This window comes from Agromyces sp. GXS1127, assembly GCF_050565425.1.
In the GTDB taxonomy this organism is placed as follows: domain Bacteria; phylum Actinomycetota; class Actinomycetes; order Actinomycetales; family Microbacteriaceae; genus Agromyces.
Window position 1 is genome coordinate 202,682 of the sequence record NZ_JBOCIG010000007.1, and the last position, 14,297, is coordinate 216,978.

The window sequence follows — 14,297 nt, forward strand, 5'->3', positions numbered from 1 at the left end:
GGCGGCGGTCTTCGTGAGACCCACGAGTCGCGATGCCGAGGAGCCAGGGTCGCACGTCGGCTCGTCGGCCGTCGTACGACGTCCGGCGCTCGAACGCCACCGGGAACGTCTCGGACATGATGTCGTCGGCCGCCTCGCGTCCGAGCCGCCGCACTGCGTAGCGGTGCACGGTCGGCGCGTGCCGGTCGTACAGCGCCGCGAACGCGCCCGGCTCGTCCACCGACGGCCCGATCACCTCGCCGTCCACCATGGAGAACGGGTTCGCGTGCGAACTCCGATTCTCCGAGGACACCGGTGGCGATGATCCGCGCCCGATGCAGCGCTTCACGGACGGACGCGGCGGCGGTGCCCCTCGAACTCGACGACGTCGCCGTCGTGCAGCTGCCGCCCGCGGCGGAGGTCGACCTCGCCGTTCACGGTCACCATGCCCTCGGCGATGACCTCCTTCACCTCGCCGCCGGAGTCGAGGAGCCCGGCGAACTTCAGGAACTGGCCGAGGCGGATCATCTCGCCGCCGATCGGGACGTCTTCGATCGAGTCGGGAGTCGTCATCCCCGAATGCTAACCGTGTCAGCCGAGCCGCGGCGTGCGCGTCGGTTCGGTGCGGCGCGACCCGGTCGCCTCGAACGCCGCAGCGAGCCGCAGCAGCGCGGTGTCGTCGTAGGCGCGGCCGGCGAACGTGAGGCCCACCGGCATCCCGATGTCGGCCATCGTGCCCATCGGCACGGTGACGGTCGGGATGCCGAGGTGGCGGGGCACGAGGTTGCCGGTCGCGACCCAGACGCCGTTTCGCCAGCCGAGGTCGGCCGAGGCGGGATCCACGTCCATGTCGGCTGGGCCGACGTCGGCCACGGCCGGGAAGACGACGGCGTCGAGGCCGAGGCCGTCCATCCACTGCTCGAGGTCGACCTGGCGGGTCTCCTCGAGGCCGCGCAGTCCGCTCTCGAGCTCGGGCATGTCCGCCCACGTGGCATCCGGATGCGAACGCACCCAGCCGGGGTACTCGGCGATGTCGTCGTCGAAGCCCGTGTACCGGTCCGGCAGGGAACCGGCCGGGTGCGGGAAGATCGTCGCCCCGTCGACGTCGGCGAGCGAGTCGAGCGCGGGATCGCCGTTCGCGTCGAGGAAGTCGTTCCACGCCCACGCCGACAGGTCGACGATCTCGCGCTTGAGGTACTCGGGGGTGACGAACCCGCGCGTGAACACGGTGGGTGCGCCCGGGCGGTCGCCCTCGTAGTTCGACACGACCGGGAATTCGACGTCGACGACCTCGGCACCGGCGGCCTCGAGGTCGCGGCGCGCGGCCTCCCACAGGTCCACGACCGACTGCCGCGTCTGGATGCGCTGCCCGGTCGGGCCGCCGATGCCGACGGATGCCCCGGGATCGGCCGTGCCCGCGAGCGGGTCGGCGTTCACGTACATGCGCGGGATGCCGATGCGCTTGCCGGCGAGGTCGGCGGGGCCGAGCTCGACGTACGAGGCGGGCCGCACCTCGGACGACTTCGGCAGGTCGACCCACGGCTGCACGCGCCAGAAGTCGCCGCGCGTCTCGGGGTCGTCGGCGACGATCACGTCGAGCACCTCGAGCAGGTCGGCCATGGTGCGCGTGTGCGGCACGACGACGTCCATGGTGGGCACGAGCGGCCAGTTGCCGCGCGTCGAGATCACCCCGCGCGACGGCGTGTACGCGCAGAGCGCGTTGTTCGACGCGGGCGCCCGGCCCGACGACCAGGTCTCCTCGCCGAGGCCGAACGCCGCGAAGGACGCGGCCGTCGCGGTGCCCGAGCCGTTCGACGAGCCCGACCCGAACGCGGCGGTCAGGAAGTCGGCGTTGTACGGCGACTCGGCACGGCCGTACACGCCGCGCTGCATGCCGCCGTTCGCCATCGGGGGCATGTTCGTGAGGCCGATGAGCACGGCTCCCCCGGCGCGCAGGCGCTCGATCGTGAACGCGTCGCGCTGCGCGACGAGGTCGGCGAACGCCGGCGATCCGGCGGCGGCCGTGAGGCCGCGAGCGAGGTAGCTGTCCTTCGCGGTGTACGGGATGCCGTCGAGCGGGCCGAGCGTCTCACCGCGCGCGCGGCGCGCGTCGGAGGCCACCGCGTCGGCGCGCGCCTCGGGGTTCATGACGACGAGCGCGTTGAGCGCGGTCGCCGTGCCCGGGGCGTCGTACGCGGCGATGCGTGCGAGGTACGCGTCGAGCAGGCCGACCGCGGTGACGCGGCCCGACTCGAGCGCCGCGCGCAGGTCGGCGATCGACGCCTCGACCACGTCGAAGCCGCCGGACGGAACGACGCCGCTCATCGCGTCACCGCCGGCTGCTGCTGAGTGATGCAGTGGATGCCGCCGCCGCGGGCGAAGAGCGGTCGCGCGTCGACGGTCACCGCCGTCCGCCCCGGGTAGGCCGCCTCGAGGATCTCCCTCGCCGCGGCATCCGCTCGCTCGTCGCCGAAGCCGCACGCGATGACGCCGCCGTTCACGACGAGGTGGTTCACGTAGCTCCAGTCGACGAGGCCCTCGTCGTCGCGGACGGTGGCGGGCGCGGGCAGGTCGAGGATCTCGAACCGTCGGCCCGCGGCATCCGTCTGCTCCGAGAGGAGCGCGCGCAGCTCGCGCGTGACCTCGAAGTCGGGGTGCTCGGGCGAGTCCTGGCGGTGCAGGAGCATCCGGCCGGGCGCGGCGAGGGTCGCGACGATGTCGACGTGCCCGTTGGTGCCGAACTCGTCGTAGTCGCGCGTGAGACCGCGGGGCAGCCAGACGGCCGTCGTCGCGCCGATCGTGCGGGCCAGCTCCGCCTCGACGCGGGCGCGGTCGGCGTACGGGTTCCGGCGAGGGTCGAGCTGGACGGTCTCGGTGAGGAGCACCGTGCCCTCGCCGTCGACGTGGATGCCGCCGCCCTCGTTCACGAGCGCGCTCGAGACCAGCTCGGCGCCGACGAGCTCCGCGATGATGCGCGCGTGCTCGGCCGACTTCCGCCACTCGGACCACGCGTGGTCGCCCCAGCCGTTGAACGTCCAGTCGACCGCGCCGAGCACGCCGGGGCGGTCGGCGTCGACGACGAAGGTCGGGCCGTGGTCGCGCATCCAGTACTCGTCGACGGGCGCCTCGACCTGCGCGACGCCGTCGCCGAGCATCCGCGCGGCGCGGCCGCGCTCGCTGGGGTCGACGAGCATCGTCACGGGCTCGAACTCGGCGACCGCGTGGGCGACCGCGGTCCACGCCGCGTACGCCTCATCGCGATCGGCGGCGGAGTCGCCGAGCGTCGGCCCCGCGCTCGGGAACGCCATCCAGGTGCGCTCGTGGCGAGCGGTCTCGGCGGGCATGCGCCAGCTCATGCGTGGTCTCCTTCGATGCGGGCGGATGCCGCGGCATCCGTCTCGATGATGGCAGCGGGTGCAGCGGATGCCTCGTGGCCGGCCGTCGCGGCGCCCGGCCGCTTCGCGGGGTCGCGGTACGGGTCGGTGGTGAGCCACAGCAGTGCGTAGATGCCCGCGCCCAGCAGCGGGCCGACGAGGGCCGACAGGTCGGCGCCGCCGAGCGCGGTCGAGATCGGGCCGACGAACAGCGTCGTGTTGGCCGAGAGCACCGCGATCGTGATGGCGGCCACCATCGCGACGACGCCCGGGAGGAACACTCCCCCGCGGTACCAGAACGGGCCGCCGGGTCGCGTGTCGTCGAGCGCGGCGCCGTCGTAGCGGTTGCGGCGCAGCACGATGTCGATCGCGTAGATCGACACGAGGGGGCCGAACACCGTGACCGCGAGCTCGAGCGAGGCGCTCAGCGCGTCGAGGAAGCTCGGCGACAGGAACAGGACCCAGCCGGCGGCGGCCGTCGCGACGATGCCGGTGACGATCGTGGTCGCCGCGCGCGAGATGCGCTCGGCGAGCGCCTGCGCGTAGAAGCCGGTCGAGTAGGCGACGAGCACGTTGTTCGTGATGCTCGAGAGCACGATCATGCCGAGGAACAGCGGCGTGAACCACGCGGGCACGATCTCGCCGATCGTGAGTTCGGGGTCGGTCATGTCGATGGCCGTGCCGGCCACGACGCCGAGCGCACCGATGAGCACGGCCGGGACGAAGCCGCCGAGCGCGGTGTACCAGGCGACGGCCTTCTTCGAGACATCCGCCGGCAGGTAGCGCGCGTAGTCGGCGCCGATGCCCCACGACAGCGGGCTCGAGGCGACGATCGCGAAGCCGAGCATGACGAGCGCCCAGTGGTCGGCGACGGGCAGCGGCTCGACCTCGTACGTCCAGTCGGCCGCGCCGAAGACGAAGACCGCGAGCACGACGAACACCACGGCGAGCGCGGCCGAGAACCACGGCGCGAGGGCGAGGATCGTCGCGTGGCCGTAGACGCCGATGACGAAGCTCAGGATGCCGATCACCGCGAGCACGGCCCACTCGCCGCCGGCCGGCAGCGCGATGCCGAAGTGCGCGAGCAGCGCGATGGCGCCGAGCGTCGCGAACGCGACGTTGATGATCTCGTAGAAGAGTCCGATCAGCACGCCGAGGCCGGCGCCGAAGACCTTGTTCCCGCGGATGCCGAACATGGCGCGCATGATCGACACGCTCGGCGAACCCGAGACCGGGCCGCTCACGGCGAGCCAGCCGACGAGCGCCCACCAGAGGTTGCCGACGACGGTGATCGCGAGCGCCTCCCAGAGCGGCAGGCCGAGCAGCATCAGGACCCCGCCGACGACGAAGTAGAGGTAGCCGACGTTGGCCGACATCCACACCCAGAAGAGGCCGGACGGGCGGCCGTGCCGCTCGGAGGCGGGGACGTGCTCGGTGCCGTGCTGCTCGACGTGGCCGACGCGGTCGGCGGCGGGGGCGGCCTGCGCGGCCGGGGCGGCGGGGGCGGATGTCGCGGGCGCGCCGGGCGAGACGGGGGACGTCGCGGCGGCGCGCGTCTCCTCGGGGGTCTGGATGGTCATGTGCGGAACCTCATCGTTCGACGGCGGGATGTTCGATCGACCCGATCGATATATTGATCATGCGATCAATAACGTGGGAGGCTACCTAGACTGGCAGCACGATGTCAACACCCGTCCGCACGCGCGCCGCGCGCAAGAGCCCTGCCGAGCGATCCGCCGAGATCGCCGAGGCCGCACGCCGCATCGCGCTGGAGCAGGGCCTCGCGGCGGTGACGCTCCGCTCGATCGCCGCCCACGCGGGCGTCGCGCCGGCCCTCGTCTCGCACTACCACCCGAGCATGGAGTCGCTGGTCGCCGACGCCTTCGCGACGGTCGTGGCCGACGAGATCGCCGAGGTCGCCGACCTCCTCGCCGCACTCCCCGGCCCGCGCGAGCGCCTCGGCGCACTGCTCGACACCCTGCTCGACGGCACGCGCGACGACGTGACGATCGTGTGGGTCGAGGCCTGGGCGCTCGGCCGCCGGAACGAGGCGCTCGCGGCATCCGTCCGCGAGCAGATGGACGCCTGGCAGGCGGTCGTCCAGGGCGTCATCGAGGACGGCGCCGCGACCGCGGGCTTCCAGACGACGGATGCGGCGGCCGCCGCCTGGCAGCTCCTGGGCATGATCGACGGACTCAACGCCCAGGCGCTCGTGCGCTGGGGCGACGCGAGCGCGCGCGGATCGATGATCCACGGCGCGGTGGAGGGCATGCTGGGGCTCGAGCGCGGGGCGCTGAGCGCGGGGCACTGAGCGCGGTCCACCGACCAGCGTGCGCTGGACGCGGCCCCGCGGCATCCGGAGTGGTCCTCGACTTCCCGTGAGCGACCCTCGGATCCGTGGCAGACTGTGCGCCATGGGGGCCGACTCGCCGCGCCTCGCCGGCCGCGAGCGCGAATTCGCCGCGCTGTCGCACGAGCTCGCGGCGGTCGGTGACGGGCAGGCGCGAACGGTCCTCCTGAGCGGCGAGCCCGGGATCGGCAAGACGGCCCTGATGGAGGCCGCGGTTCGCCGCGCCGGCCCATCCGCGACCGTGCTCTTCGCGCGGAACCTCCCCCTGACGACCCGGGTGCCCAACCTCGCGGTGCGAACCCTGCTCAAGCAGACGGGCGACCTCGAACGCGCCGATGCCGATCACCGGCCACTGTCGCTCGCGCTCGACGCATCCATCGACCGGCTCCTCGCGGTCGGACCGGTGATCATCGCGATGGACGACCTCCACTGGGCCGATTCCAGCACCCTCGACGCCCTGATGTTCCTCGCCGGAGGCCCCGAGGACCGCCGCCTGGGGATCGTGGCGACCATGCGCGCGAACCCCGGCGCACCCGTCGAGCGCTGGCGTGCCGACCTGCTGCGGCTCCCGACGGCCCGGGCGCTGGCCGTCGGTCCGCTCGATCGACCCGGCATGCGCGAGCTCGTGGCCGACGCGCTCGGCGCACCGCCGCACGAGTCCCTGGTCAGCGACGTGCTCGCGCGGACGCGCGGGAACCCGTACCATGCGCGACTCCTGCTCGAGGGAGTCGACGCGTCCGCCGCCGCGGCGCCGCCGGCGGTCGTGGCCGACCTCGGCTCCGCGCTGCTGCGGGCCTGGTCGCAGCTCCCGCAGGCGACGCAGGAGCTCTGCACGATGCTCGCGCTGCACGGCAAGCCCGTGCGCATCCGGACCCTCGCCGCCGTCGACCCGTCGTGGGCCGACGCCGAGCGCGACCTGCGGCCGGCCCTCGCCACCCAGGTGCTCGAGACCGACGACGAGGGTCGCACGTGGTTCCACCATCCGCTCACGGCCGAGATCCTCGTCGCCTCCGTGCCCGCGCACGAGCGCCGCGAGCGGCACGCCGAGCTCGCGCGCAGCACCGCCACGGTCCTCGCGCACGGCGAGCCGGCGCCCGAGCTCCTCGTGGACCTCGCCGACCACCTCGCCGCCGCCGGCGACACGGACGGTTGCGTCGACGCCAGCCTCCGAGCGGCCGACGCGCTCGAGCGATCGGGCGATCGGATGACGCGGCTCCGGATGCTGCGGAGGTCCGTCCGGTTCACCGCCGGCGTGCACGACCCACCGCCCGGGTCGTCCGCCGGCGGAACGACGCACGCGGAGTCCCGGCGCGCACTCCTCGAGGCCTGGGCCGCGACGGCGACCGCCGTCGGCGCCGACGAGGAGGAGGACCGGGCCGTGAGGGAGCTGCTCGAGGAGGTCGACCCGGAGGTCGAGCCGCTGACGGCGGCCCGGCTCATCCTGCAGCGCCAGCGGCTGCAGTTCCGCATCGGCGGCGAGCTCAGCGACCCCGGACCGGCGCGCGAGGCCCTTCGTCTCGCCGCCGGAGCGCCCGACGGCCCGGAGTACGCGGCGGCGCTCGCCGAGCTCGCGCACGCCGAGATCCTCGTGGGCGATCCCGCCTGCGCGGCGCACGCGGCCGAGGCGCTCGAACGCGCGACGGCCCTCGGCGACACCGAGGCGCTGTCGAACGCCCTCGCCGTCTGCGGCCAGCTCGCCGCGCTCACGCGCGACCTGGACCGGGCGCGGGACCTCGCCGGACGCGCCCTCGAGGTGGCGCTGCCGAACGGGCACTACTGGCCCGCGATGCTCGCCGCCTTCTGGGAGGCGTACTCGCAGCCCGACTACCGTTCCGCGCTGCAGTCGCTCCGACACGCGAGGGAGCTGCTCGCCGACGCCGGCGCCCCGTACCTCGTGACGGCGACGATCGCGCTGACCGAGGCCCGCACGTCGACCACCATCGGCGACGTGGCCGGCGCATACGCCACGCTGCGATACGTCCGCCTCGAGGACCCGCCGAAGCACATCGCGATGGGCCTCGCGAACGTCTCGGCCATCCTGGCCGCGCACCAGGGTCGCACCGACGACGCCGAGGCGTACCTGCAGCGTGCCGCCGAGCAGTTCCCGGAGGTGCCCGCCTACGCCGTCTCGACCCAGGCGCATTCGCGGGCGCTCGCACGGTTCGCCGCCGGCGACCCCGCGGGCGCGCTCGACGTGCTGGACGCGGTCATCGCCACGGCGCCGGGCGACAACTCGTGCGAATGGCTCGTGCCGCTCGCCGCCCGCGCGCTCGCCGACCTCGCCCAGGCGGCGCGTGATCGCCACGAGTCCGAGGCCGACGTGCTGCGGCGACTCGACGAGCTCGCGGCCGCCCACCCGCAGGTGCTCAGACGGACGCTCGGCATCTCGTTCCCCGCCGACCTGGTCGCACTCGATGCGATCTACGCCGCCGAGCGGGCCCGCGCGCGGGATGCTCCGGAGGCCGGCGACCTCTGGGCCGTCGCCGCCGAGGCGTGCGCGACCGCACAGCTGGCGTGGATGGAGGCGTACGCGCACCGGCGCGGAGCCGAGCACGACCTCACGAGCGACGACGGCCGACGGGACCGGGCGATCGAGTCGCTCCGCCGCGCCGCGACGCTCGCCCGCCGGCTCGAGGCGGATGCCCTGACGGACGAGCTCGAGTCCCTCGCGCAGTGGTCGCGCGTCCGGCTCTACGACGACGATCCCGAGGAGCGCGACGCCGTCGTCGACCGGGTCGGCGACGCGCCGCTCACCCGTCGCGAGCGCGAGCTGCTGCCCTACATCGTCGACGGTCGCACCTACGCCGAGATCGCGGCCCTCCTCACGATCAGCGAGAAGACCGTGAGCTCGCACATCTCCAACCTGTTGCGGAAGACCGGCGCGGCGAACCGCGTCGACCTGGCCCGGATGGTCGAGGGACGCGCGCGCTCGGCGTGAACCCTGCCCGACCGCGGGGCGCGAGCCGCGGCATCCGCTCGTCTCGTCGTCGTCGGCGGCGACGGTCGCGCGAGCCGGCCGCGATGTCGGATGCCGCGGCTAGCGTGGGTCTCGACGAAGCGGCGGAGGGAGCCCGATGTACCTGGCCGGCGGCACGGTGGTCACGAGCGCGAGCGACCTGAAGAAGGCGTCCGACTGCGAGTTCGCGTTCCTGCGCGAGCTCGACGTCAAGCTCGGCCGCGAGACGCGGTTCGAACCCGTGGCCGACGCCATGCTCGAACGCGCCGGGCGGCTGGGCGACGCGCACGAGATCCGCGTGCTCGAGCGCTACCGCGCGGAGTTCGGCGACGGCGTCGTCGAGATCGAGCGGCCCGACCTGCGCGACCCCGAGCAGCTCGAGGCGGCCGTCGCAGCGACGCGAGCCGCGTTCGAGTCGGGCGCGCCCGTGGTGTTCCAGGCGACCTTCGTCGACGACGGCTTCGTGGGCTTCGCCGACTTCATCGTGCGACAGCCCGACGGCCGCTACCTCGTTCAGGACTCCAAGCTCGCGCGCCGCGCTCGCGTGACGGCGCTGCTGCAGCTCGCGGCGTACGCCGCGCAGCTGGATCGCATCGGCGTACCGCGCGCCGACACCGTCGAGCTGCTGCTCGGCGACGGCACGACGAGCTCGCACCGCCTCGAGGACATCGAGCCCGTGTTCCTGCTCCGGCGCGAGCGGCTCCGGCGGATCGTCGACGAGCGCGTGGCCGCCGAAGGCCCGGTGGAGTGGGGCGACCCGCGCTACGCGCTCGACGGGCGCTGCCCCACGTGCGACCTCGAGGTGCAGGCGAACCGCGACCTGCTGCTCGTCGCGGGACTGCGCATCGCGCAGCGCGCGCACTTCCACGACGCGGGCATCACGACCATCGACGGGCTCGCGGCGTCCGCGGGCCCGGTCGACGGCGTGATGGAGGCGACGCTCGAGGGGCTGCGTGTGCAGGCGAGGCTGCAGCTCGTCGCCGAGGCCGAGCTGCGCACGGCCGAGGCATCCGGTGGCCGCTCCCCCGACGACCCGCCGCTGCCCCCGCCCGTCGAGGTCCGCGAGCCGGGCGCCCTCGCGGCGATCCCCGAACCCGACGCGGGCGACCTCTTCTTCGACTTCGAGGGCGACCCGCTGTACACCGAGGGCGCGGCCACCGAGTGGGGCCTCGACTACCTGTTCGGCATGATCGACGTCGACGAGCGGTTCACGCCGATCTGGGCGCACAGCTTCGACGAGGAGCGCGAGGCGCTCGTCCGCTTCCTCGCATTCGTGAAGGAGCGGCGCGAGCGGCACCCGAACCTGCACATCTACCACTACGCCAGCTACGAGCGCACGCACCTCACCTCGATCGCCGCCCGGCACGGCGTCGGTGAGGCCGAGGTCGACCAACTGCTCGCCGACGGCGTGCTCGTCGACCTCTACCCGATCGTGAAGCGCGCGGTGCGCGTCGGCAGCCGCTCGTACTCGATCAAGAAGCTCGAGCCGCTCTACATGGGCGAGCAGCTGCGCGAAGCCGACGTGAAGTCGGGCGGCGACTCGATCCTCGAGTACGTGCGTGCCCGCGAGCTCGCCGCGACGGGCGACTCGGCCGGCGCGCAGCTCGTGCTCGACGACCTCGCCGAGTACAACGAGTACGACTGCGTGTCGACGCTGCGCCTGCGCGACTGGCTCCTCGGCCTCGCCCGAGCGCACGGCGTCGAGCCCGTTCCGGCGCTGCTCCTCGTGGAGCCGACGGCCAAGCAGTACGCGGCGAGCCCGCTCGCGACCGAGCTGTCCGCGCTCGCCGGTCCGACCGATGAGCGCCGCGGCGACGCCGACCGCACCGCGCTCGCCCTCGCCGCCGCCGCGATCGACTACCACGAGCGCGAGCTCAAGACGTTCTGGTGGGGGCACTTCTTCCGCGTCGAGCAGCCGCTCGAGGCGTGGGAGGACCACCGCGACGTCCTCGTGGTCGATCCTGCGCGCACCGTCGTGCTGCACGACTGGTTCCGCGAGGGCAAGCAGCAGTTCGACCGGCGCGAACTCCTGCTCCGGGGCCGCATCGCTCCGGGCTCCCGCTTCAGCGCCGGCGCCGACCTGTACCTGCTGTACGACTGGCCCGCCCCCTTCCCCTCCTTCTCGCGCCGCCCGGGCTCGCGGGCCTGGGCGAAGGCGACCGTCCTCGAGGCGACGCCCGACGGCGTGCGCATCGAGGAGCGCTCGACGGTCGACGAGACCTGGCGCGACCTGCCGTTCGCGCTCGTTCCGGGCAATCCGCCGCCCGCCGGTCGGCAGAGGGCCGCGATCGCGGAATGGGCGCGGCCCGTCGTCGACCGGCAGCCCGCCTGGCCGAAGGATGCCGCGGTCGACGTGCTGCGGCGTATTCCGCCCCGCACGCGCTCCGGCGCCCTCGCACCGCTGCCCGACCACGAGTACGTCGGCGCCGTCGTGCGATCCCTCGGCGACCTCGACGACTCCTACCTCGCCGTGCAGGGCCCGCCCGGCACGGGCAAGACCTACGTCGCGGCGCACGTGATCGCGCGGCTCGTCGGCCACCACGGGTGGAAGGTCGGCGTCGTCGCCCAGTCGCACGCGGTGGTCGAGCACCTGCTCGACGCCGTCGTCGGGGCCGGGCTCGACCCGCGGCGCGTCGCGAAGGCGCCCAAGAACCGAGACGACGGCGTCGCGCGCGAATGGACCGCGATCGACAAGAACGGCCTGGCCGCCTTCATCGCCGCGAACCGCGACGCCGGCTTCGTCGTCGGCGGCACCGCGTGGGACTTCGCCAACGCCGACCGGGTCGGTCGCCGCGCCCTCGACGTGCTGGTGATCGACGAGGCCGGGCAGTTCTCGCTCGCGTCGACCATCGCGGCGTCGGTCGCCGCGCGCCGGCTGCTGCTCCTCGGCGACCCGCAGCAGCTGCCGCAGGTGAGCCAGGGCACGCACCCCGAGCCCGTCGACATGTCGGCGCTCGGCTGGATCGCGGACGGCCACGACGTGCTGCCGAGCGAGTTCGGGTACTTCCTCGCCGAGAGCCGGCGGATGCACCCGGCACTCGCGGCATCCGTCTCGACCCTCTCGTACGAGGGCGAGCTGGCGTCCCACGCCTGCGCCGCGCTGCGCTCGATCGACGGCGTCGAGCCCGGGCTGACGGCCGTGTCGATCGCGCACGAGGGCAACACCACCGAGTCCGTCGAGGAGGCCGCCGAGGTGGTCCGGATCGTGGGGTCGCTGCTCGGACGGGCGTACACCGACATCGCACCGGGCGGCGGCGAGCCGGCGCGCGCCGAGCCGCGACCGCTCGAGCAGCGCGACCTCATCGTCGTGACGCCGTACAACGCCCAGCTCGCCGTCGTGCGCGACGCGCTCGACCGCGCCGGGTACACGGCGGTCCCCGTCGGCACGGTCGACAAGTTCCAGGGGCAGGAGGCGGCGGTGGCGATCGTCTCGCTCGCCGCATCGTCGGCCGCCGCCGCGCCGCGCGGCGTCGAGTTCCTGCTGCTGAAGAACCGGCTGAACGTCGCGATCTCGCGGGCCCAGGTCGCCGCCTACCTCGTCCACTCGCCGGGACTGCTCGACGCGCTGCCGCGCACCCCCCTGGGGGTCGCGCAGCTCAGCGCCTTCGCGCGGCTCGTCGGCGTCGAGCTGCCCGCGTGGGAGCGGGAGCCCGTCGGGTAGCGCGCGTCAGCCGACGACGAGCTGCTCGACGGCCTTCGCGATGCGCCGGGCCCGGGTCTCCGGGGACTTCGCCTCGGTGATCGCGGTGACGTGCGCCTTCCGGCGGCTCGGCGCGAGCCGATCGAACGCCTCGCGGGCGCGGGGCGTCGCGTCGAGCGCCGCGGCGAGGTCCTCGGGCGGCTCGACCGTCCGCGGCGCGGTGTCCAGCTCGAGCTCCACCGAGATCGCGTCGCCGCCGGAGATCCCGGTCGCCCTGCGCTTGTCGGAGCTGAAGGGGATCAGGTGGCGGCCGCCCATCACCGCGAGCGTGCTGCGGTACTCGTACCCGTTGACCCGCACGACGACGGGTGCGCGCCGTCCGCCGCCGAGTGCCTCGACGACGTCGGCCGGCACCTCGATGCCGGTGTTGTCGCCGGTCTGGAACATCGTGGTCTCGAACTGCATGCCACGAGCCTCGCACTCGCCGCACCGGCGCGGAACCCCGCGGCGCGGCATCCGCTCGCTCGCTGGGAATACGGCACAGGATACCCACGTAGGTTATCTGCATGACCTCCCCCACGACTGACCTGAACCCTGCCCGCATCACGATGTACGGCGCCGAGTGGTGCGGCGACTGCCGCCGCTCGAAGGCCCTGCTCGACCGTCGCGGCGTGGACTACGAGTACGTCGACCTGATGGACGTCGCCGACGGCGCCGACCGCGCGAAGGCGATCTCGGGTCGCACGAACATCCCCGTCGTCGTCTTCCCCGACGGCACGCACTTCACCGAGCCCACGGACGCGGAACTCGCCGCCAAGCTCGACGCCGCCTGACCGCGCGTGAGATGCGTTTCGCAGGAGGTTTCCGGCGTGTCGCCGCAATCCGCGGCGTGTCCTCCTGAGAAACGCAGCATCCGGCGAAGACCTCCTGAGAAAGGCACCGAACGCAGGGAATCAGGAGCCGTCAGGTGAGGGCGGGGATGATCTCGCGCTCGAAGAGTTCGAGGCCCGAGCGGTCGTAGGCCGCCTCCGGGAAGTAGTGGATCGCGTAGCCGAGGCCGCGCGAACGCATGTCGAGCAGCTTCTCGACGACCTGCGCCGGCGTGCCGACCGCGATCGCGGCATCCGACCGGAAGTCGTGGATGAACTTCCGCGCGACGGCGTCGCCCGCCGCGCCCGCGACGCGGGCCTCGATGGCCTCGAGCCGCCGCTCGACGTCGGCCTCGGTCTCCCCGATCACCGTGTTGAAGTTGGCGCTCCGCACGATCGACGAGAAGTCGCGACCGAGCCGGTCGGTGTGCCCGCGCAGCACCTCGCTCTTGTGGCTGAACTCCTCGGGGTCGCCGTAGAAGTTCGTGTACGAGGCGTACTTCGCGGCGATCTTCAGCGTGACCTTCTCGCCGCCGCCGGCGACCCACATGGGAATGCCGCCCTCCTGGAGGGGCTGCGGCTGGAAGACGGCCCCGTCGACCGTGTAGTGCTCGCCCGAGAAGGTCGCGCGACCCGTCGTCCAGGCCTGGTGCATGATCTCGACGCCCTCGCGCAGCATGCGGAGCCGCTCGGGCGCGTCGGGGAACCCGTAGCCGTACGCGCGCCACTCGTGCTCGTACCACCCGGCGCCGATGCCCATCTCGAGCCGTCCGCCGGAGACGACGTCGACGGTCGCCGCGACCTTCGCGAGGTACGCCGGGTTGCGGTAGGCCATGCACGTGCACATCTGCCCGAGGCGCACGCGCGAGGTCGACGCCGCGTACGCGGCCATGAGCGACCACGCCTCGTGCGTCGCCTCCGTCTCGCTCGGTGCGGGCACGGTGTGGAAGTGGTCGTAGACCCAGATCGACTCCCAGGGCGAGTCCTCGCGGTCGGCGAACCCGGCGAGTCCGTGCATCGTCGACCAGTGGTCGGCCGGCTCGATGCCGACGAGGTCGTGGCGCCATCCCTGGGGTACGAAGAATCCGAATCGCATCCCGCCAGCCTACGGTCGCGATCTCAGCGCCAG

The 14,297-nt window shown here is 73.4% G+C and carries 10 protein-coding genes and 1 pseudogene; 4 read left to right on the plus strand and 7 right to left on the minus strand.

From position 1 onward, the window contains the following. Window positions 1-10 precede the first annotated feature (10 nt). The 5 genes and pseudogenes from ACQ393_RS14130 to ACQ393_RS14150 form a co-directional block, all read right to left on the minus strand. Window positions 11-250, minus strand: a pseudogene (locus ACQ393_RS14130) (RNA polymerase sigma factor); the annotation flags it as partial. Window positions 251-324: 74 nt separating this feature from the next. Further along, window positions 325-552 carry an RNA-binding S4 domain-containing protein gene (locus ACQ393_RS14135; RefSeq protein WP_430647499.1) on the minus strand — a complete coding sequence of 76 codons (228 nt, stop codon included), beginning with the start codon at window positions 550-552 and terminating at the stop codon, window positions 325-327. An 18-nt stretch (window positions 553-570) separates the two neighbouring features. Then, the gene (locus tag ACQ393_RS14140) at window positions 571-2,304 is read right to left on the minus strand and encodes an amidase (RefSeq protein ID WP_430647500.1); all 1,734 of its coding nucleotides are present in this window, start codon (window positions 2,302-2,304) and stop codon (window positions 571-573) included. Continuing rightward, window positions 2,301-3,335: an agmatine deiminase family protein gene (locus ACQ393_RS14145; RefSeq protein ID WP_430647501.1), complete on the minus strand. Its 1,035-nt coding sequence runs from the start codon at window positions 3,333-3,335 to the stop codon at window positions 2,301-2,303. Before ACQ393_RS14145 ends, ACQ393_RS14140 begins: the two co-directional genes overlap by 4 nt. After that, on the minus strand, window positions 3,332-4,933 hold the full coding sequence (locus ACQ393_RS14150; RefSeq protein WP_430647502.1) for a purine-cytosine permease family protein: 1,602 nt from the start codon (window positions 4,931-4,933) through the stop codon (window positions 3,332-3,334). Before ACQ393_RS14150 ends, ACQ393_RS14145 begins: the two co-directional genes overlap by 4 nt. A 101-nt stretch (window positions 4,934-5,034) precedes the next feature. Here ACQ393_RS14150 and ACQ393_RS14155 point away from each other — a divergent pair, with 101 nt between their 5' ends. From ACQ393_RS14155 to ACQ393_RS14165, 3 genes are all read left to right on the plus strand, one after another. Continuing rightward, window positions 5,035-5,664: a TetR/AcrR family transcriptional regulator gene (locus tag ACQ393_RS14155; protein WP_430647503.1), complete on the plus strand. Its 630-nt coding sequence runs from the start codon at window positions 5,035-5,037 to the stop codon at window positions 5,662-5,664. Between the two features lie 103 nt (window positions 5,665-5,767). Further along, window positions 5,768-8,641, plus strand: a complete 2,874-nt coding sequence (locus ACQ393_RS14160; protein WP_430647504.1) for an AAA family ATPase — start codon at window positions 5,768-5,770, stop codon at window positions 8,639-8,641. 136 nt (window positions 8,642-8,777) lie between these two features. Next, entirely contained in the window at window positions 8,778-12,320 is a 3,543-nt protein-coding gene (locus tag ACQ393_RS14165; protein WP_430647505.1) for a TM0106 family RecB-like putative nuclease, read from the plus strand. 6 nt (window positions 12,321-12,326) lie between these two features. Here ACQ393_RS14165 and ACQ393_RS14170 read toward each other — a convergent pair whose 3' ends face one another. Beyond that, complete coding sequence (locus ACQ393_RS14170; protein ID WP_430647506.1) at window positions 12,327-12,764, minus strand: YdeI/OmpD-associated family protein; 438 nt, start codon at window positions 12,762-12,764, stop codon at window positions 12,327-12,329. 101 nt (window positions 12,765-12,865) lie between these two features. Between ACQ393_RS14170 and ACQ393_RS14175 the strand changes: the two genes are divergently transcribed. Continuing rightward, a complete protein-coding gene (locus ACQ393_RS14175) occupies window positions 12,866-13,132 on the plus strand; it encodes a glutaredoxin family protein (protein ID WP_430647507.1) in 267 nt (88 codons plus the stop codon). Between the two features lie 130 nt (window positions 13,133-13,262). On the opposite strand, the gene ACQ393_RS14180 is transcribed toward ACQ393_RS14175, so the two are convergent. Further along, window positions 13,263-14,264, minus strand: a complete 1,002-nt coding sequence (locus tag ACQ393_RS14180) for an LLM class F420-dependent oxidoreductase (protein ID WP_430647509.1) — start codon at window positions 14,262-14,264, stop codon at window positions 13,263-13,265. Window positions 14,265-14,297: the final 33 nt, after the last annotated feature.